Here is an 18,700-nt window from a genome sequence, read left to right on the forward strand (position 1 = left end):
GGCGGCGCGTGTCGGAGGTCAGGCCGGCCACACGCCCGTGGCCAGCAGCGATTCGATCGCGGCGGTGTAGGGGGCGATGTCGAGGCCCTGTTCGGCGAGCCAGGTGTCGGAGTAGTACTTGTCGAGGTAGCGGTCGCCCGGGTCGCACAGCAGGGTGACGACGCTGCCGCGGTGTCCGTCGGCCACCATCCCGGCGACGATCTTCAGCGCGCTCCACAGTCCGGTGCCGGTCGAGCCGCCCGCCTTGCGGCCGATGGCCCGTTCCAGGGCGCGTACGGCGGCGACACTGGCCGCGTCCGGGACCTTCATCATCCGGTCGACGGCGCCGGGCACGAAGCTGGGTTCCATGCGCGGTCGGCCGATGCCCTCGATGCGTGAGCCGCAGTCGCAGGTGACGTCCGGATCGCCGGTGGTCCAGCCCTCGAAGAAGCACGAGTTCTCCGGGTCGGCGACGCAGATGCGGGTGTTTCGCTGTGTGTAGTGGACGTACCGGGCGAGGGTCGCGGAGGTGCCGCCGGTGCCGGCCGTGGCCACGATCCAGGCGGGCTCCGGGAACCGCTCCCACTCCAGTTGGCGGAAGATGGATTCGGCGATGTTGTTGTTCCCGCGCCAGTCCGTGGCCCGTTCGGCGTAGGTGAACTGGTCCATGTAGTGGCCGCCGCTGTCCGCCGCGAGGCGGGCGGACTCCTCGTACATCGTGCGGGAGTCGTCGACGAAGTGGCACCGGCCGCCGTGGAACTCGATCAGGCGGATCTTCTCGGCACTCGTCGTGCGCGGCATCACCGCGATGAAGGGCACGCCGATCAGCTTGGCGAAGTACGCCTCGGAGACGGCCGTCGAACCGCTGGAGGCCTCGATCACCGGACAGCCCGGCCGGATCCAGCCGTTGCACAGGCCGTACAGGAAGAGCGAGCGGGCGAGTCGGTGCTTGAGGCTGCCGGTGGGGTGGGTCGACTCGTCCTTGAGATACAGGTCGATGCCCCACTTCTCGGGGAGCGGGAAGCGCAGGAGATGGGTGTCGGCCGAGCGGTTGGCGTCGGCCTGGACCTTGCGGACGGCTTCTTTCAGCCAGTCGCGGTAGGCGATGTCAGTGCGGTCGACGTCGAGGGTGGCGCCGGTCCTGTTGTGCTGAGGGGTGGTCACGGCGGGGCTCCTTCAGGCTTCGCGCCGACGGTGGTCCGCGCGGCCGACACACCGATCATAAGCACCAGTCACACGCTTCTCACCTGCATAAACACACCTTTGAGAGCCTCAAAGGCGGCCCTGGGGGGCGGCTTTGGGGGCATGGGGGCGCATTCCCGCGAATGCTCCGGACGGGTAGCGCCGGGGCGTCGTGCGCACTGGTGCTCGACGCCGGGCGCGGGCAGACTGCACCGGGTCGGGCGAAGGTCCGGGCGAGGTGATGACGCCGGTCCGGACGCGGGGCCCGGACGGGGGCGCACACTGGACCGAGGACGGGTTCGATCACGACGCGGGCTGGATCACGACCCACGCGGGTGCACGGTTCGGCTCACCCAGGCACACAAGGGGGCGGGGAGGCATGGCGGAGCCGGAGTTCACGGCTACGGGCGTGCGCATCGGCAAGCGGCTGCGTTCGCTCACCCGAGCCGGCCAGGTCCGGATCAGCGACGGCAGGCTGGAGCTGCTGACCAGCTACGGCAGCGAGATCGACAGCGCGCCCGTGCAGGCGGTCCGCGCCTCCAGGCCCTGGTTCGCGCCGGAGGACCGGGCGCTGGCCGACCTCAACGGCAACCGGTATCTGCTGACCCTCGGCGACCACGACCCGGCGCCCGGCGAACCGGGGCCACCCGCGGCGCGCCGCTTCATCGAAGCCGTGCGCAGGGCGGCGGGGCGCGGCGGCTGAGCCGGCGCCGATGTACCGCGCCCGAGGCCGAACGGGTGGCCTGGCCCACGCGAGTTGCGGCACTGCGGCCACTGCGTCACTCTGGTCTCACGTCACTCTGGGTTTACCGGCGATAACGCTGCGAACCAGCCCGCCGGCCACGACAGCAGGCGGCCGCCTTGCGCAGACGCTCTGCTCGATCCGAATCCCGTGTTCTTCCGGACCTAAGTCGGGGAGTCGCAGCCGTGATCACCAACCCGAACAGGCACTGCACGGTCGAGCTTCAGGCCCTGCCGTCGCGGATCGGCCAGGTCCGCAGAATCGTATCGGCGCAGTTGCGCTACTGGCATATGGATCCACTCATAGACCGCGCCGCGCTCGGTGTGACGGAGCTTTTGACCAACGTCCACCTGCACGCGCAGCCCGACAAGATGTGCGTCGTGGAGATGGAGCTGCTGCTCGACCGGCTCACCGTCTCGGTGCGTGACCACGACCCGCGCCTGCCGGTCGTGGGGGTCGTCGACGACGAGGCGCTCGCCACCTGCGGGCGCGGCCTGGCCATGGTGGCGGCGGTGAGCGAGAGCTGGGGCGCCCGGCCGGACGGCGAGTCCGGCAAGGTCGTGTGGTTCACGCTGCCGGCCCCCGTCGCCACGCGGGAGCTGTCGGCGCGTCCGCCGCGTCGTACGCCCAGGGAGCAGGTCCCGCCGCGGTTCACGGAGGTCGTGTCCGTCGACGACCTGCGGCCCGCACATGCCCCCGCCCGGTCGGCCGTCGTCGGCTGACCGGGCGGTGACGTCACCTTCGGGGCGTCTGTCACCCTGGGCCACGGTGACCGGTCCCTGAGGCGTACGCCGTCCGGGTGTACGTCACTCCGTGGCGATGGCCCGCAGCACGTCCAGGCGTGCCGCGCGCCGGGCCGGACGCGACCCGGCGAGGGCTCCGGCGGCGATGCCCACCAGGGCCACCACGGCGAGTCGCGCGGGCGGCAGCGCGAAGGCGAAGGCGCTGTCGCTCGATCCGTCGGAGGCCCGGACCAGCACCCAGCCGAGGAAGGCGCCGAGGGCCAGGCCGCCCGCCGTGCCGAACGCGGCGACCAGGACCGACTCCCAGCGGACCATGGCCCGCAGTTGGGACCGGGTCTGGCCTACGGCCCGGAGCAGGCCGAGCTCACGGGTGCGTTCGTGGATCGCCAGGGTCAGCGTGTTGGCGATACCCAGCAGCGCGATGAGGACCGCGAGGGCGAGCAGGGCGTAGACCAGGGTGAGCATCATGTCGATGCCGCCGGCCGAGGACTGCGCGTACTCGGCGCGGGTCTGCACCTCGGGGTTGCCGTAGAGGGCCGCGACCTTCTCCACCGCGGCCTTGCCCTCGGCCGTGCTCACGCCGTCCGCGAAGGAGACCGCGAGCAGCGTGTCGGCGTCCTGGGTGCGGTGCGGGGCCCAGGCCGCGCGGGTGATGACGTAGTCGCCGGCGAGTTCGGAGCGGCCGTAGACCGCACGCACGGTGAACGTCTTCTCGTCGCCGTCGGTGAAGGCGAGCCGGGTGGTGTCACCGGTGGTCAGGTGCCGGCGGTCCGCCTCCTGCCGGGTGATGGCGATGCCGTCGGTCCCGAGGGCGCCCAGGTCGCCCCGGACGGTGCCGAGGTCGAAGGTGCGGCGCAGGGCGACCGGGTCGGTGACGGTCAACGCCCGCCCCCTCCCGTCGACTTCCGCGACGCCCCGGCCGAGTCCGACGGCCGTGTCGACCTCGGGCAGCTTGCCCAGGGCCGGTGCGAGCCGGGGGCTGAGTCCGCTGCCGCCCGCGCCGAACGAAGGGGTGCTGACGGCTACGTCGCCCGCGAAGGAACGGGAGACGGTCTGGTCCATGGTCGCCTTGAGGGAGGCCCCGAACACGGTGAAGAGGGAGACCACGGCGACGCCGATCATCAGGGCGCCGGCGGTGGCCGCCGTCCGCTTCGGGCTGCGCAGGGCGTTGCGGCGGGCGAGGCCCCCGGTGACGCCCCGCAGCCGGTCCAGAGGGCCGCCGAGGACGTGAACGGCCGTGCCGGCGGCGACCGGACCGAGGACGACGAAGGCGATCAGGGCCAGGACGGCTCCGCCTCCCGCCAGCCACACGGACGGGATGACCAGGACGCCGGTGAGGGTCGCCGCGACGGCGAGGGCGAGCAGGACCGCGCCTGTGACGGCGCGTGGACGGGAGGCGCCGGAGGAGTCCACGGCCGTCTCGCGCAGCGCGGCCAGCGGGGCGGTGCGGCCGGCGCGCACGGCGGGCAGCAGCGCGGACCCCAGGCAGACCAGGACGCCGACCACGAGGGGGACGGTCAGCGACAGGGCGCCGATCACCAGGTCGCCCTCGGGGAAGGGGAATCCGATGGCCGGGAAGAGGGCCTGGAGACCGGCGGCGACACCGATGCCGCCCGCGAGTCCGGCGGCCGAAGCGGTCACGGCGACCGCGGCGGCCTCGACGAGCGTGGCCTCGGTGACCTGGCGGCGGGAGGCGCCGAGGGCACGCAACAGGGCGTTCTCCCGTGCGCGCTGGGCCACGACGATCGCGAACGTGTTGTGGATGGAGAAGGTCGCGACCAGCAGGGCCACACCGGAGAACACCAGGAGGAAGGTGGTGAAGATCGTCAGGAACTGGCCGGCGATCATGTCGGTGTTCTCCTGCGCGGACTCCTGACCGGTGATGGCCTCGACGCCCTCGGGCAGTACGGGAGTCAGCCGGTCGACGAGTTCCGCCTGGCTCACTCCCGGGTCGGCGCGCACGACGATGCTCGTCGCCCGGCCGGGCCTGGCGGTGAGGTACTTCTCGGCGTCGGCGCGGGTCATACCGGTGAAGGTCACCTGGGCCATGCCGTCCTCGCCGCCGAAGGTCGCGAGTCCGACGATCGTCACGCGCACGGGGTCGGGGGTGCGCAGCGTGGTGGTGTCGCCGATCTTCAGGCCGCCCTTCTCGGCGGTGCCCCGGTTGACGACGACCTCGCCGGACCGGGCCGGTGCGCGGCCCTCCGCGAGCCGGTAGGGGTTGAGCTTCCTGTCGGTGATCCAGTTGCCGGCGAGGGTGGGCGGGCCCTGGCCGCCGATCGGTCGGCCGTCGCTGCCGACGAGTTGCCCCGCGCCCTGGATGTCGGGGGCGACGGCCGCGACGCCGGGGACGGCCGCGACGGTGCCGACCAGGTCCGTGAGGACGGGCTGTCGCACGCCCTCGCTCTCGCCGGGGGTGGTGATGGTGTCGGCGCCGCGCACGACGGCGTCGGTGCCCGCGGTCGCGTTGCCGAACATCGAGTCGAAGCCGGCGCGCAGGGTGTCCCCCATGACCAGCGTTCCGGCCAGGAAGGCCACCCCGAGGAAGACGGCGAGGAAGGTTCCGGCGAAGCGGCGCCGGTGGGCGCGCAGCGACGAGAGGCTGAGTCGCAGGGACGCGTTCATGACGGCACCTCGAAGGCTTTCATGCGGTCCAGGACGCGGTCGGCGGTCGGGGACTCCATCCGGTCCACGAGCCGTCCGTCGGCGAGGAAGACGACCTCGTCGGCGTGGGTGGCGGCGACCGGGTCGTGGGTGACCATGACGACCGTGCGGCCGGTCCGGCTTACGGTGCGGGCGAGGAGCCCGAGCACCTCTCCCCCGGCGCGGGAGTCGAGGTTGCCGGTAGGCTCGTCGGCGAAGACGACGTCCGGCCGGCCGGCGAACGCCCGTGCCACGGCGACACGTTGCTGCTGGCCGCCGGAGAGTTCGGAGGGCCGGTGGTGGAGCCGGTCGCGGAGTCCGACGACGTCCACGAGGGCGTCGATCCACTCCGACTCGCCCCGCTCGCCCGCCAGGTCCAGCGGCAGCCGGATGTTCTCCTCGACGGTCAGGGTCGGCACCAGGTTGAACGCCTGGAAGACGAACCCGACCCGGTCGCGGCGCAGGAGGGTGAGGCGACGGTCGTCGAGCGTGCGCAGTTCGGTGTCGCCGATGTACGCGGTGCCCGAGGTGAGGGTGTCCAGGCCGGCGGCGCAGTGCATCAGGGTGGACTTGCCCGAGCCCGACGGGCCCATGATCGCGGTGAACCGTCCGGCCGGAAAGGCCACGCTCACCCCGTCCAGGGCCCGTACGGCGGTGTCGCCGACGCCGTGGACCTTCACGGCGTCGACGACCCGCGCGGCGTTCCGCGTGGCCGTGGCGGCGGTCGCGGTGCTCATGCCGCACCGCCCTTGCCCGTGCGGCCGAACTGCTCGTCCAGGACGGACAGCCGACGCCAGTACTCGTCCTCGTCGATCTCACCGGAGGCGAAGCGACGGCCGAGGACGGCGAGCGGCGAGTCGCCGGTGGGCCGGGGGTCGCCGGCCGCGCTCCACGGACCGCGGCGGCCTCGCCACACCGTGCGGCGCAGGAGCGTGACGACGCCCACGACGACGGCCGCCCAGATCAGCGGGAAGAACAGGATCCACGGGCCGGGTCCGCCACCGTCCCAGTTCGCCAGGGTGTTCATCTCGGGTCATCTCCTCAGTGGTTCTGCGTGATGCCTCGAGAGTCCCGCCGGGAGGGGGTCCGGGTCGTCGTACGGCCAGCGGCAGTGCGCGTACCTCGCCGGGAGTACGCGCGCGTGTCCCGGCTGCTCCCCGAGGGCTGTTCCGCGGGGCTCGACGTCTGTAACTACTAGTATGTACAGTCGGGTCATGAGCACTTCGGAGCGGCTGATCGAGTCCACCCGGGACCTGCTCTGGGAGCGCGGTTACGTGGGGACCAGCCCCAAGGCGATCCTGGAGCGCGCGGGCGCCGGGCAGGGCAGCATGTACCACCACTTCAAGGGCAAGCCCGACCTCGCCCTGGCGGCGATCCGGCGGACGGCCGACGAGATGCGGGCTACCGCCGAGGGAGTACTCGACGGACCGGGCACGCCGTACGAGCGCATCGAGGCGTACCTGACACGCGAGCGGGACGTGCTGCGCGGCTGCCCCATCGGGCGGCTGACGATGGATCCGGAGGTGATCGCGAGCGACGAGCTGCGCGAGCCCGTCGACGAGACGATCGACCGGATCCGTGAGCGGATCGCGCACCTCGTCGAAGAGGGCAAGGAACAGGGGCAGTTCGGGGCCGAGCTGGACGGCGAGGCGATCGCCGCCACCGTCGTCGCGACCGTCCAGGGCGGCTACGTCCTGGCCCGCGCGTCCGGTTCACCGACCGCCTTCGACGCGGGTGTCCGCGGGCTGCTGTCGCTGCTCGCGCCCCGTCCGGCCGACTAGGAGGCCCGATGCACGCCATGCAGTACGAGCTCACGCTGCCCGCCGACTACGACATGGGCGTCATCCACGCGCGCGTGTCCCGTGTCGGGCATCTGCTCGACGACTGGGAGGGCCTCGGTCTCAAGGCGTACCTGGTGCGCGAACGCGGGGTGCGCGGTTCGCCGGTCAACCAGTACGCGCCGTTCTACCTCTGGAACGCCGTGGAGGGCATGAACAGCTTCCTCTGGGGAGGCGGCTTCCAGCGCCTGAGCGACGACTTCGGGCGTCCGGCGGTCCGTCAGTGGACCGGTCTGGCCTACGAGGAGGGCGTCGCCGCCGGTTCCCCCGCCCTGTTCGCCGTACGACGGCGCGAGCCGGTCCCGGACGGCGTGGCGCTGTCCGAGACGGCGAGGGACGCGGCGGACGAGGTGGGGCGGCTGACGCGAGAGGAGGGCGCGGTGCTCGCGGCGGCGGCGGTCGACACGAGCCGCTGGGAGAGCGTGCACTTCTCGCTCTGGGCGCACGACACGCCGAAGGCCGACGGCGACCTGTTCCGGGTGCTGCACCTGTCGGCGCCGGGGCGGACCACCCTGCCCGGAGGCCGGCAGTGGTGAACGCCGTGCGGACCGTGCTCGGGGACCTGCCGGCGGAGCGGCTCGGCGTGTGCGACGCGCACGACCACCTGTTCTTCGGCAGTCCCAGGCTGCCCGGTCAGGAGCTGAACAGCCGCTCCGCGGCGCGTGCCGAGCTGGCCGCGTTCCGCGCGCAGGGCGGTGACGCCGTCGTGCAGTGGACGCCGTACGGTCTGGGCCGGCGCGCGGCGGATCTGCCCCTGCTGTCCCGGGAGGCCGGGGTGCGGGTGGTGGCCGCGACGGGGCTGCACCAGGACGTCCACTACGACAAGGCGACGCTCGACGGCCTGCGGCACCGGCTCGCCGAGGTGTTCGTGGCCGAACTGACCGAGGGCATCGGGACGTCGGGGGTCCGCGCCGGGCTGGTCAAGGTCGCGGGCGGGTTCCACGCCCTCGACGCGCACACCCGCTGGACCATGGCCGCCGCGGCCGAGGCGCATCACGCGACGGACGCGCCGATCGCCGTCCATCTGGAGCTGGGTACCGGCGCGCTCGACGTGGTCGACCTGCTCTGCGGGGAGTTGGGCGTGCCCCCGCACCGGGTGATCCTCGGGCACCTCAACCGGGCGCCCGACGGAGTGGTGCACCGGCAGGCCGCCGAGGCGGGCTGCTGGCTCGCCTTCGACGGCCCGTCACGCGCCCACCACGCCACCGACTGGCGGATGCCGGACGCCGTACGGGCCCTGGCCGATGCCGGATTCGGCGACCGGCTGCTGCTCGGCGGCGACACCACGACGGCCGCGGCCCGCTCGGTCGACGGCGGCCCCGGGATGCCGTATCTGCTGCGCCGGGTCCGGCCACGGCTGGCGCTCGCCGTGGGCGAGGAGCTGGTGGCGCGGATCCTGGCGGAGAACCCGGGGCGGGCCTTCGGCGTCGAGTGGCGCTGAACGCCGGCTCAGGGAGCGGGACGCTCAGGTGGACGCCTGGTCGCTGTCCTTCATGGCGCCCCAGCCGTGCCAGCGGTCGATCTCGATCCAGGCGCTGACACGCGAGCGGACCCGGTCGGGGTACGGCTTGCCCGTGTAGTGGGTGGAGATGCGGTCGATGTCGGCCAGCCCTTCGTCCTCGTGCAGCTCGGCCACCCGCCCGATGAGGGTGACGTGCGTGTACCAGTCGTCGGAGTCGAGGACGGTGAGGGTCAGGCGCGGGTCGCGGCGCAGGTGCTGGAGGCGGACCCGGCTCTCGTCCAGGCTGATCAGGACGCGCCCGTCCTCCCAGACGTACCAGGTGGGGGTGGAGACGGGGGTTCCGTCGGAACGCAGGGTCGCCATCACACAGGGGTTGGGGCGGCTCAGCAGTTCGACGGCCTCGGGCGGCAGCGGGGGCTTTGACACGGGATCTCCTCTCGGTTCGGGTGTCTCGCGGTTCGGGTGTCTCGCGGTTCAGACGTTCTTGTCGAAGCTGGCGAAGTAGGCGGCGGCCATGTCCTCGTCGCCGTGGCCCTGAGCGGCGGCCCGCTCCAGACGCTCGGCGCTCGCCGCCGCCACGTCCAGGCGGACGCCGTGCTCCCGGCCGGCCTCGACGATCAGCCGTGCGTCCTTCGCCGCCGTCGCGACCGCGAACTGTGCGGGCGAGAGCCGGTCGTCGAGGATCAGGCCGGTCTTCGCCTTTAGGTACCCCATGTCGAGCGGCCCACCCGCGATCAGCTCGAAGAACGCGTTCGGGTCGACATCGAGGGACTGCGACAGGGCGAGAACCTCGCCGGCCGCGGCGGTGGCCGCGATGACCCAGCTGTTGGCCACCAGCTTCAGGCGCGTCGCGCTCCCCTCGCCGCCGTCCTCGCCCGTCCACACCGTCCGCGCGCCCACCGCGTCGAACACCGGCGCCACCGCGTCGCGGTGCTCGCTCGGGCCGGCCGCCAGCACGGTCAGCTGACCGGCCTCGGCGGGTTGCCGGGTGCCCAGGACCGGCGCGTCGAAGAAGACGAGGTCGTGTGCGTGCGCAAAGGATGCCAGGTCACCGATGGCTCCGGTCCCGGCGGTCGTCGACTGCACCCAGGCCGCTCCGGCACGCAGGCCGGGCGCGGCCTCGCGCATGACCTCCAGGGCGGCGGGCCCGTCGTAGAGCATGGTGAGGACGACATCCGCACCCCCGACGGCCTGGGCGGGGGTGTCGACGACATGGACGCCGTCGGCGGCGAGCGGCTCGGCCTTGGCCCGGGTGCGGTTCCAGGCGCGCACGGTGTGTCCCGCCCGGGCGAGGTTGCGCGCCATTGCGGCACCCATGATGCCGGTGCCGAGGACGCTCACGGTCAGTTCGTCTGTCATGGCCTCAACCTACTTCGACGCGGCGCCCACCAGGCCGTCCAGCCACGCCTGGTGGCCGTTGAGCATCGGGTCCGGCCGCTCGCCCGCCAGGGCGGCCGCGGGCTGCCCGAGCTGGGTCTCCTGGGTCAGGATGCGGACCCGGCCGCCGGGCAGGTCCTCCACCAGCCAGGCGTGCAGGACGTCCAGGTGCTCCTCGGGCGGGCCGTTCAGCTCGGCCGTCCAGGACAGGCGGCCGGGAACGCCGTCGGCGGGGGCCTGGAACTCGACCACCAGCGCATCCAGGGGCGGGAAGCCGAAGGTGCCGAAGCCGAAGACGAGGCCGTCCTTCAGCTGGGGGCCGCCGCCCTGCGGGAACGAGATGTCGGCGACGTTGTCGTAGTAGCCCTGCCACTCGGAGGTGTCGATCAGGAAGCGCCAGACCTCCGCGGCCGTGAGGCCCTGCACGATCACCTCGTTGGAGACGAAGTTGTCGCCGGTGCCGGGGAGGTACTTCTCGGGCCAGTCGATCGCGTTCTGCGTGGTCATCGAGGTCCCTTCGGGGGAGTACGGGTGCCGCCGCTCGGCGACATCTTCGGACGATAGGACGGCGGGCCATCGGGAAACCAATAGAGGGGCCGATATCTGCCATCGGGACTCCGATGCACACGGCGGATACGCTGGTGGGTATGGAGAACCGGACGAACCGGACGCCCGACATCGGCGAGCTCATCGGCGGGGATGGCGCGGCCGCCGTCGGCAGACAGCTTCCGGCGCACGCCGACCTGAACCTGCTGCGTACCTTTCTGGCCGTGTACCGCGCCGGCTCGTTCACGGCGGCCGCCCCGCAGCTGGGGCTCTCGCAGCCCACCGTGACCGCCCAGATCCGCACCCTGGAGCAGCAGACCGGGCGTGAGCTCTTCACCCGGCTCCCCAGGGGGGTGGAACCGACGCCGCCGGCACATGAGCTCGCCGGGCAGGTCGCCGCGCCGCTCGACGCGCTGGCCTCGCTCGAGGGCGGCGGTCCGCAGTCCGGACAGGGCACGCCGGTGCATCTGGCGGGGCCGTCGGAGCTGCTGTGCGTGCGGGTGCTGCCGACGCTTGCCCCGCTGGTCGCCGACGGGCTTCAGCTGCGGGTGACGCAGGGGCTGACCGAACCGCTGCTGGAGGAGATGCGGGCCGGGCGGCACGACCTGGTGATCGCCACCCGGCGGCCGCGCGGCCGTGCGCTGGAGTCGGTGCCGCTGGCCGACGAGGAGTACGTCCTGGTCGCCTCCCCGGTCTGGGCCCGGCGGGTCGGGGAGTACCCGGCGGCGGACGGCGGTCTGTGCGCCGCGCTGCGGGACGTCCCCCTGGTGACGTACGCCGAGGACCTGCCCATCGCCCGGCGCTACTGGCGAAACGTCTTCGGCAAGCAGCTCACCGCCCGCGCCGCGGTCACGGTGCCCAATCTGTACGCGGTCCTGTCGGCGGTCAACGCGGGCGCCGGCTACAGCGTGCTGCCGCACTCGCTGTGCCAGGAGTACCTGGAGGCGGGCCGGCTGACCCGCCTCCACTCCCCCGAGGAACCCCCGCTCAACACGCTCTTTCTCGTCCAGCGTCCCGGCAGCGACGCCAACCCCGATGTGCTCCGGGTCGGCGACCGGCTGCGGGCGGCGGCGCGGGCCTGGTAGCAACTGGCCTACAAGCCTTGTCCGTTGAGCCTGCCCAGGTCAGGATGTGAGTCTGCTCCAGGGGGTGCTCATGCGGATCCGGTACGCCGCCGCGGCCTGCGCCGGTCTCGCGGTGCTGGCCTCGTCGACCGCCTGCACGGTGCCGGAGGCGGGCAGTACGGGCATCACGGTGACCGCGGACGGACTGCCCGTCGGGGTGCTGATGGTCTGTCATCACCACATCGACGCGGCCGTCCTGTACACCGGCGACGGTGACGACGGCGACGAGTCCGAGGACGTGGGGAGCTGGAGCCGCGCGGAGCCCGCCACCGGCTTCGTCACCTGGCCACTGCGCACGGGAGGCGGGGGCTGGAGCGTCGACCGGCAGCCGCCGGCCACGCTCGAGCGGCAGCGCACCTACATCCTGCACGGCGGGACCGAGGACAACTCCTGGTCGACGACCGCCGTCTCCTTCACGCTCGCCCACCTGGCCGCGCTCGTCCCGGGCCGGGTGCGCTACTTCGCGGGTGACGTGCCGGGCGCCGACGACGACGGTTATCTCACCGCGTCGGTCGAGGAGTTCCGCGCCGACGCCTGCGAGGACGACTGACCCGCACCCCACACCCCACTCCGTACTTGACCGATCATTCTCGTTTGATCTAGCGTCACCTCATGGCCAGAAGCAAGGAGTTCGACCCGGACGCGGCCCTCCAGTCGGCACTGGAGCTGTTCTGGCGGCGCGGCTACGAGGCCACTTCGATGGCGGACCTCGTCGAGCATCTGGGCATCGGCCGCGCCAGTCTCTACGCGACCTTCGGCAACAAGCACGAGCTGTACCTGAAGGCGCTGGACCGGTACGGGGAGAAGCACCAACCGCTGCTCCTGGACGAGTTGTCGCAGCCGGGGCCCGCGCTCCCCGCGGTGCGTGCCGTGGTGCGGCGGTTCGCCGCGGAGGCGACGGACGAGGCGAGCCGGGCGTACGGCTGCCTCGTCACCAACACGGCGGCGGAACTGGCCCCGCACGACGCCGCGGCGGCCCGCCGGGTCGAGCGGAGCTGGGAGCACCTGGAGACGCTGCTGGAGTCGACACTGGTGCGCGCGCGGGCGCAGGGCGAACTGCCGGCCGGGCGTGATCCGCGCGGGCTGGCGCGCATGCTGCTGGTCCTGCTCCAGGGACTGCGGGTGGTCGGCAAGGCCTCGCCCGATCCCGCGCGGGTGCGGGACGCGGCGGAGCAGGCGCTCACACTGCTGGACTGACCGACCCCGACCCATGGGAACCGTCGGGGTCGCTTTTACCGGCCCACATACTGGAATGATCGGTCTTGAAAGGACTGCCATGCTCCGGAACCGCTTCTCCGGCCGCACCGCACTCGTCACCGGTGGTGGTTCCGGCATCGGACGCACCCTCGCCCTGGCCTTCGCGGCCGAGGGGGCCCGGGTCGTCGTGGCCGGGCGCACCGGCGCCTCGCTCGACGAGACGGTCGGGCTCGTCGAGCGGGCCGGCGGAACCGCGCTCGCCCGGGTCGCCGACGTCTCGCGCGCCACCGACCTGGACGCACTCGTCCGGGCGGCCGTCGACCGGTTCGGCTCGCTCGACGTCGCCGTCAACAACGCGGGTGTCCTCCGGGCGGGACGGCCGCTCGCCGACGTCGACGAGGAGGACTGGCGGTCCATGGTCGACACCAACCTGACCGGTGTCTTCCTCGCCCTGCGGGCCGAGGTGCGGCAGATGCGGACGCAGCCGGGCGGCGGCGCGATCGTCAACGTGTCGTCCAACATCGGCGTGCACCGGCAGATCCGGGGCCTGACCGCGTACGCCACGAGCAAGGCGGCCGTGACCGCACTGACCCGCGGTGCCGCGCTGGAACACATCAGCGACGGCGTCCGGATCAACGCCGTCAGCCCCGGCCCGTCCGCGACGGCCATGTCGCTGCGGCCGGGCGAGTCCGAGGCCGAGCGTGCCCTGCGGATGAAGGAGCAGTCACCGCTGGGCCGGGTGTCGTCGACCGAGGAGGTGGCCCGGGCGGTGCTGTATCTCGCCTCGGACGACGCGGCGTCCGTCGTGGGCACCGACCTGGTGATCGACGGCGGGGCCGCCCTGTAGACCGGCGGTGCAGTGGACCCGGCGGTGCAGTGGACCGGCCGTGCGGTAGGCGGGCCCTGCGGTAGGCCGCGCAGGGCCGTGGACAGCGCCCTGTCTCACACGGGGCCCAGCGCCCCCAGCGGATCGTCCAGCACCGGCTGCCAGGCCAACTCGGCCGCGCCGACCAGGCTGTTGTGATCGAGCGAGCAGGCGAGGATGGGGACGCCGCCGCTGCGGCCCCACAGGCTCCGGTCGGCGACGACGGCACGCAGCCGGTCGGGGTCGGCGTCGAGGAGGGTCCGGTGCAGACCGCCGAGGATGATCCGGTCGGGGTTGAGGATGTTCACCAGACCGGCCAGACCCAGGCCGAGCCGGTCGATCAGGGCTTCGGCGGCCATGCGGACCACCGGATCCCCGTACTCCGCGTGGATCAGCTCGTTGGCCTGCTGGAGCAGGGAGCCCTCGGGGCCGGGTTCGCGGCCCGCGGTGGTGAGGAGGGCGAGCGGATCCGCCTCGACGTCGAGACAGCCCCGGCTGCCGCAGTAGCAGGGACGGCCCTCGGGGTTGACGGTGAGATGGCCGACCTCCAGGGCGAGGCCCGAACTGCCCGTGTGCAGACGCCCGTCCAGCACCAGTGCGCCACCGACGCCCCGGTGCCCGGTGGCCACGCACAGCAGGTCGCGGGCGCCGCGTCCGGCGCCGTGCCGGTGTTCCGCGAGGGCGGCGAGGTTGACGTCGTTGCCCACGAATCCGGGGCCGGTGAGACCGGCGGCGCGGATGCGTTCGGCGAAGATCTCCCGCACGGGGGCGCCCACCGGCCACGCCAGGTGCAGCGGGTTCAGCGCCAGCCCCTCGGGTTCGGTGACCGCGGACGGTACGGCGAGTCCGGCGCCCACACAGGGCCGGCCCGTCTGCCGCAGCAGTTCGGCGCCGGCGTCGACGGCGGCGCCGAGCACCTTGGCGGGGTCGGCGTCGACCGTCTCGCAGCTGGGCGTGGTGGCGACGATCCGCCCGCCGAGACCGACCAGCGCGGCCCGGAACCCGTCGGCGTGGACCTGTGCGGCGAGGGCGACCGGGCCTTCCTCGGCCACCTCGAGCCGGTGGGAGGGGCGGCCCTGCGAACCGGCGGCGGCACCCGGCCGCGCGTCGACCCTGATCAGGCCCAGCGCCTCCAGCTCCGCGGCGACCGCGCCGGCCGTCGCACGGGTGACGCCCAGTTCGGCGGTGAGAACCGCGCGGGTGGGCGCCCGTCCGGTGTGCACGAGCTCCAACGCGGGCCCGAGCGCACCGCGCCCCCGGTCCAGCCGCGCTCTCGAGGTGGTCCCATCCCCCGCCGGCCGGGGGTCCGCCTTGCCGCTCATGAGGGCGAGTCTCCCATGATCCGTTCCTCAGGTGACGTCGGGGAAGCCGCTGACCCGCAGTGTGATGTTCAGCCGTCCGGTCAGGCCGAGGCCGGCCGGTGCCGTGCCCGGGAGGACCCGCGGCACTCCGTGGTACGCGAGCCGCGACGGCCCCCCGAACACGAACAGGTCGCCGCTGCGCAGCTCGACGTCGGTGTAGGGCCGGGTCCGGGTCCGCGGGTTGCCGAAGCGGAAGACGCAGGTGTCGCCGAGGCTGAGGGAGACCACGGGCGCGTCGGACTTCTCGTCGGCGTCACGGTGCATGCCCATCCGGGCGTCGCCGTCGTAGAAGTTGATCAGCGCGATGTCGTACGCGGCGCCCCGGGCCTGCTCCGGTCCCAGCGCGTCGGCCACCGCGCGCCGGCCCAGCTCGCCCAGCCAGGCGGGGAAGGGCTTGACGGGCGCGCCGTCACCGTCGCTGACGGTACGGGCGTAGGCGTACGGGTACCAGTGCCAGCCCAGGCAGACCTGGCGGGCGGTCATCGTGCCGCCGCCGGGTGTACGGACCGTGCGCAGGCCCGCCGGCGGACGGGCCCAGTCCCGGCAGGCCCGGAGCAGCTCACGCTGATGTGCCGGGTCCGCCCAGTCGGGCACGTGCACCGCGCCCGGCGCGACCTGCGCACGTTCCCGCGGAAACAGCTCGGAGTCCATGGACCCATCCTCCGCCATGGGTCCGACACCGGGCCTGATCTGCTGCTCGGTTAGCCTTGAAGCACGATGAACGACCCTATGACGACGCCGTGGGGCGAGGTCACGCTGGCCCGCCACCCCGAGGATCCGCGCGAGCCGCTGCGCGCCTGGGACGCATCCGACGCGTACCTGCTCAGACACCTCGCGGAGCGGGACGTCCCGCTGACCGGCACGGTGGTGGTGCTCGGGGACCGCTGGGGCGCGCTGGCCACGGCCCTCGCGGCGCACCGCCCCACGCAGATCACCGACTCCTGGCTGGGCCAGGAGGCGACCCGGGCGAACCTGGCGCGGGCCGGCGTCGAGACCGGCGCGGTCCGGCTGCTCACCACCCAGGACCCGGCGCCGGAGCGGATCGACGTGCTTCTGGTCCGGGTGCCCAAGAGCCTGGCGCTGCTTGAGGACCAGCTGCTGCGGCTGGCCCCCGCCGTGCACCCGGGCACGGTCGTCGTCGGCACCGGCATGGTGAAGGAGATCCACACCTCGACGCTGAGGCTGTTCGAGCGGATCCTCGGGCCTACCCGGACCTCGCTCGCCGAGCAGAAGGCCCGGCTCGTCTTCTGCACCCCGGACCCGTCGCTGCGCCGCCCCGCCAACCCGTGGCCGTACGCCTACGACCTTCCCGACGATGTCGGCGGCGCTCTCTCCGGCCGTCCGGTCGTCAACCACGCGGGCGTGTTCTGCGCCGACAGGCTCGACATCGGCACCCGGTTCCTCCTGAAGCACCTGCCGACGACCAGCGGCACCCGCCGGGTCGTCGACCTGGGCTGCGGCAACGGCATCGTCGGCACGGCGGTGGCGCTGGCCAACCCGGAGGCCGAGGTGCTGTTCACGGACGAGTCGTTCCAGGCGGTGGCGTCGGCGGAGGCCACGTACAAGGCGAACGGGGTGCCGGGGCACGCCGAGTTCCGGGTCGGGGACGGGCTCGCGGGAGTGGCGGACGGCAGTGTGGACGTCGTGCTGAACAACCCGCCGTTCCACTCCCACCAGGCGACGACGGACGCCACGGCATGGCGGATGTTCACGGGGGCCCGGCGCGCCCTGCGGCCGGGCGGCGAGCTGTGGGTGGTGGGCAACCGGCACCTGGGCTACCACCTGAAGCTGAAGCGGCTGTTCGGCAACAGTGAACTGGTCGCCGGTGACCGGAAGTTCGTGGTGCTGAGGTCTGTCAGGCGAGGGTGAGCCCGACACCGGTGACGATCCGCTCGACGGTGCGCGCCATGGCGTCCCGCCCCGCGCTCAGGTAGGGCCGGGCGTCGACCGCGTCCGGATGCGCTCCCAGGTGTTCGCGGATCGCGCCGGTCAAGGCCTGGTTGAGGGCGGTGCCGATGTTGACCTTGGCGATGCCGCCCGTGACGGCGGCCGTCAGCTCCCGGTCCGGGACGCCGGAGGAGCCGTGCAGGACCAGGGGCACGTCGAGGGCCGTGCGGAGCCGCTCGAGCAGGCCGTGGTCGAGGACGGCGGTGCGGGTGGTCATCGCGTGGACGCTGCCGATGGCGACGGCCAGGGCGTCCACACCGGAGTCCGCCACGAACGCGCGGGCCTCGGCCGGGTCGGTGCGGGCACCGGGCGCATGCGCGCCCTTGCCGCCCATCTCCCCCAACTCGGCCTCGATCCACAGCCCTCGGGCATGCGCCAGCTCCACGGCGGCACGGGTCGCGGCGAGGTTCTCCTCGTACGGCAGGCGGGAAGCGTCGTACATGACCGAACTGAAGCCCGCGTCGGCCGCCCGGCGGAGCAGCGGATCGCTCTGGACGTGGTCGAGATGCAACGCGACCGGCACGGCGGCCTGTTCGGCCGCGACGGCGGCGGCGCGGGCGAGCGGGAGCAGGTGCCCCTGGCGGTAGGCGACGGCGTTCTCGCTGACCTGGAGGACGACGGGCGCGCCCGCGGACTCGGCGCCGGCGATGACGGCCTCGATGTGTTCCAGCGTGATGATGTTGAAGGCGGCGACGGCCGTACGGGCCGTGTGCGCCCGGTTGACCAGTTCGCCGGTGGTGGTGAGCGGCACGGCAGCTCCTCTTCGGGAGTCGAGGGCTCAGGGGGTGAGGATCACCGAGCGGGTGAGGTGGCGCGGGCGGTCCGGATCGAGGCCGCGGGCGGCGGCGACGGCCACGGCGAGGCGCTGGGCGCGGACCAGTTCGGCGAGGGGGTCCAGTTCACCCGGCACCCACAACGCGCCGGTGGCGCCCACCTGTCGGGCCAGCCCGTCGGGTGCCTCGCCGAACATCCAGGTCGCGGTGGAGGCGGTGGCGATGCTGATGGGGCCGTGCCGGTACTCCATCGCGGGATAGGCCTCGGTCCAGGACAGCGATGCCTCGCGCATCTTCAGCGCGGCCTCGTTCGCCAGTCCGACGGTCCAGCCGCGTCCGAGGAAGGTGAACTGCCCGCAGTCCACGAGCCCCCGGGGAAGCGGCCCGGCGAGCGCGGTGCGGGCGTCGGTGACGACCCTGTCGCCGTGCAGGCCGAAGTGGGCGCGGAGCAGGGTGAGCGCGGTGGTCGCGAACCGGGTCTGCACGACGGAGCGTTCGTCGGCGTAGTCCAGGACCACGACGTGGTCGGCCGACTCCATGACCGGGGTGTGCGGGTCGGCGGTGATCGCGGTCGTGCGGGTGCGTCCGCGCATCCGGCCGAGCAGGCCGAGGACCTCGGTGGTGGTGCCGGACCGGGTCAGGGCGACGATCCGGTCGTAGGAGCGGGCGTGGGGGAACTCCGAGGCGGCGAAGGCGTCGGTCTCGCCGTGCCCCGCACCCTCGCGCAGGGCGGCCGCGGCCTGGGCCATGAAGTACGAGGTGCCGCACCCGACGATCGCCACCCGCTCCCCGGGCATCGGCAACTCGCCTGCGTATCGGAAGACTTCGGCTGCGGCTCGGGTCCAGCACGCGGGCTGGTCGGTCAGTTCGTCCTCGACGTGGGTCATGCCCCACCTCTCCCCGACGGTGACTGCTCATGCT

General features: G+C 73.1%; 21 protein-coding genes. 10 read left to right on the top strand and 11 right to left on the bottom strand.

All coding sequences use genetic code 11. The features are described 5' to 3' along the window. Window positions 1-18: 18 nt before the first annotated feature. On the bottom strand, window positions 19-1,143 hold the full coding sequence (locus OG736_RS06415; RefSeq protein WP_327181559.1) for an L-cysteine desulfhydrase Cds1: 1,125 nt from the start codon (window positions 1,141-1,143) through the stop codon (window positions 19-21). A gap of 397 nt (window positions 1,144-1,540) precedes the next feature. Here OG736_RS06415 and OG736_RS06420 point away from each other — a divergent pair, with 397 nt between their 5' ends. Continuing rightward, window positions 1,541-1,864, top strand: coding sequence for a hypothetical protein (locus tag OG736_RS06420; protein WP_327181560.1), 324 nt, complete (start codon window positions 1,541-1,543; stop codon window positions 1,862-1,864). Window positions 1,865-2,088: 224 nt separating this feature from the next. Then, window positions 2,089-2,625, top strand: a complete 537-nt coding sequence (locus OG736_RS06425; RefSeq protein WP_327181561.1) for an ATP-binding protein — start codon at window positions 2,089-2,091, stop codon at window positions 2,623-2,625. An 84-nt stretch (window positions 2,626-2,709) separates the two neighbouring features. Here OG736_RS06425 and OG736_RS06430 read toward each other — a convergent pair whose 3' ends face one another. Genes OG736_RS06430 through OG736_RS06440 form a run of 3 tightly spaced genes read right to left on the bottom strand, consistent with a single transcriptional unit; the run spans window position 2,710 to window position 6,316 of the window. After that, window positions 2,710-5,271: an ABC transporter permease gene (locus tag OG736_RS06430; protein ID WP_327181562.1), complete on the bottom strand. Its 2,562-nt coding sequence runs from the start codon at window positions 5,269-5,271 to the stop codon at window positions 2,710-2,712. Next, window positions 5,268-6,026, bottom strand: a complete 759-nt coding sequence (locus OG736_RS06435) for an ABC transporter ATP-binding protein (protein WP_327181563.1) — start codon at window positions 6,024-6,026, stop codon at window positions 5,268-5,270. The genes OG736_RS06430 and OG736_RS06435 overlap by 4 nt, the downstream gene beginning before the upstream one ends. Then, the gene (locus OG736_RS06440; RefSeq protein WP_020125972.1) at window positions 6,023-6,316 is read right to left on the bottom strand and encodes an SHOCT domain-containing protein; all 294 of its coding nucleotides are present in this window, start codon (window positions 6,314-6,316) and stop codon (window positions 6,023-6,025) included. Before OG736_RS06440 ends, OG736_RS06435 begins: the two co-directional genes overlap by 4 nt. A 187-nt stretch (window positions 6,317-6,503) precedes the next feature. Here OG736_RS06440 and OG736_RS06445 point away from each other — a divergent pair, with 187 nt between their 5' ends. The 3 genes from OG736_RS06445 to OG736_RS06455 are packed head-to-tail and all read left to right on the top strand — an operon-like array spanning window position 6,504 to window position 8,568. After that, window positions 6,504-7,070 (top strand): TetR/AcrR family transcriptional regulator, encoded by a 567-nt coding sequence (locus OG736_RS06445; protein WP_327181564.1) that lies wholly within the window; start codon window positions 6,504-6,506, stop codon window positions 7,068-7,070. Window positions 7,071-7,078: 8 nt separating this feature from the next. Continuing rightward, on the top strand, window positions 7,079-7,663 hold the full coding sequence (locus OG736_RS06450; RefSeq protein ID WP_327181565.1) for a DUF4865 family protein: 585 nt from the start codon (window positions 7,079-7,081) through the stop codon (window positions 7,661-7,663). Continuing rightward, on the top strand, window positions 7,660-8,568 hold the full coding sequence (locus OG736_RS06455; protein WP_327181566.1) for a phosphotriesterase family protein: 909 nt from the start codon (window positions 7,660-7,662) through the stop codon (window positions 8,566-8,568). The genes OG736_RS06450 and OG736_RS06455 overlap by 4 nt, the downstream gene beginning before the upstream one ends. 24 nt (window positions 8,569-8,592) lie before the next feature. On the opposite strand, the gene OG736_RS06460 is transcribed toward OG736_RS06455, so the two are convergent. Genes OG736_RS06460 through OG736_RS06470 form a run of 3 tightly spaced genes read right to left on the bottom strand, consistent with a single transcriptional unit; the run spans window position 8,593 to window position 10,473 of the window. After that, window positions 8,593-9,015, bottom strand: coding sequence for a PPOX class F420-dependent oxidoreductase (locus OG736_RS06460; protein ID WP_327181567.1), 423 nt, complete (start codon window positions 9,013-9,015; stop codon window positions 8,593-8,595). Window positions 9,016-9,063: 48 nt separating this feature from the next. Further along, entirely contained in the window at window positions 9,064-9,948 is an 885-nt protein-coding gene (locus OG736_RS06465; protein WP_327181568.1) for an NAD(P)-dependent oxidoreductase, read from the bottom strand. Between the two features lie 9 nt (window positions 9,949-9,957). Further along, the gene (locus OG736_RS06470; RefSeq protein WP_327181569.1) at window positions 9,958-10,473 is read right to left on the bottom strand and encodes an SRPBCC family protein; all 516 of its coding nucleotides are present in this window, start codon (window positions 10,471-10,473) and stop codon (window positions 9,958-9,960) included. Window positions 10,474-10,613: 140 nt separating this feature from the next. Between OG736_RS06470 and OG736_RS06475 the strand changes: the two genes are divergently transcribed. From OG736_RS06475 to OG736_RS06490, 4 genes are all read left to right on the top strand, one after another. Further along, window positions 10,614-11,597, top strand: a complete 984-nt coding sequence (locus OG736_RS06475) for a LysR family transcriptional regulator (RefSeq protein ID WP_327181570.1) — start codon at window positions 10,614-10,616, stop codon at window positions 11,595-11,597. Window positions 11,598-11,643: 46 nt separating this feature from the next. Beyond that, a complete protein-coding gene (locus OG736_RS06480) occupies window positions 11,644-12,186 on the top strand; it encodes a hypothetical protein (RefSeq protein WP_327181571.1) in 543 nt (180 codons plus the stop codon). A gap of 62 nt (window positions 12,187-12,248) precedes the next feature. After that, a complete protein-coding gene (locus tag OG736_RS06485; RefSeq protein ID WP_327181572.1) occupies window positions 12,249-12,833 on the top strand; it encodes a TetR/AcrR family transcriptional regulator in 585 nt (194 codons plus the stop codon). A gap of 79 nt (window positions 12,834-12,912) precedes the next feature. Continuing rightward, window positions 12,913-13,680, top strand: coding sequence for an SDR family NAD(P)-dependent oxidoreductase (locus OG736_RS06490; protein WP_327181573.1), 768 nt, complete (start codon window positions 12,913-12,915; stop codon window positions 13,678-13,680). A gap of 95 nt (window positions 13,681-13,775) precedes the next feature. Here the strand turns inward: OG736_RS06490 and OG736_RS06495 are convergent, their stop codons facing one another. Both OG736_RS06495 and OG736_RS06500 read right to left on the bottom strand, forming a co-directional pair. After that, window positions 13,776-15,020 carry an ROK family protein gene (locus OG736_RS06495; RefSeq protein ID WP_327181574.1) on the bottom strand — a complete coding sequence of 415 codons (1,245 nt, stop codon included), beginning with the start codon at window positions 15,018-15,020 and terminating at the stop codon, window positions 13,776-13,778. Between the two features lie 27 nt (window positions 15,021-15,047). Next, the gene (locus tag OG736_RS06500) at window positions 15,048-15,710 is read right to left on the bottom strand and encodes an alpha-ketoglutarate-dependent dioxygenase AlkB family protein (protein WP_327181575.1); all 663 of its coding nucleotides are present in this window, start codon (window positions 15,708-15,710) and stop codon (window positions 15,048-15,050) included. Between the two features lie 78 nt (window positions 15,711-15,788). On the opposite strand from OG736_RS06500, the gene OG736_RS06505 reads away from it, so the two are divergent. After that, window positions 15,789-16,928 carry a methyltransferase gene (locus tag OG736_RS06505; protein WP_327181576.1) on the top strand — a complete coding sequence of 380 codons (1,140 nt, stop codon included), beginning with the start codon at window positions 15,789-15,791 and terminating at the stop codon, window positions 16,926-16,928. Here OG736_RS06505 and OG736_RS06510 read toward each other — a convergent pair. Beyond that, window positions 16,915-17,757 (bottom strand): class II fructose-bisphosphate aldolase, encoded by an 843-nt coding sequence (locus OG736_RS06510; protein ID WP_327181577.1) that lies wholly within the window; start codon window positions 17,755-17,757, stop codon window positions 16,915-16,917. The genes OG736_RS06505 and OG736_RS06510 overlap by 14 nt on opposite strands. A gap of 27 nt (window positions 17,758-17,784) precedes the next feature. Next, window positions 17,785-18,666 carry an SIS domain-containing protein gene (locus OG736_RS06515; RefSeq protein ID WP_327181578.1) on the bottom strand — a complete coding sequence of 294 codons (882 nt, stop codon included), beginning with the start codon at window positions 18,664-18,666 and terminating at the stop codon, window positions 17,785-17,787. Window positions 18,667-18,700: the final 34 nt, after the last annotated feature.

The sequence above is a fragment of the Streptomyces sp. NBC_01334 genome (assembly GCF_035983595.1).
Classification (GTDB): domain Bacteria; phylum Actinomycetota; class Actinomycetes; order Streptomycetales; family Streptomycetaceae; genus Streptomyces; species Streptomyces coriariae.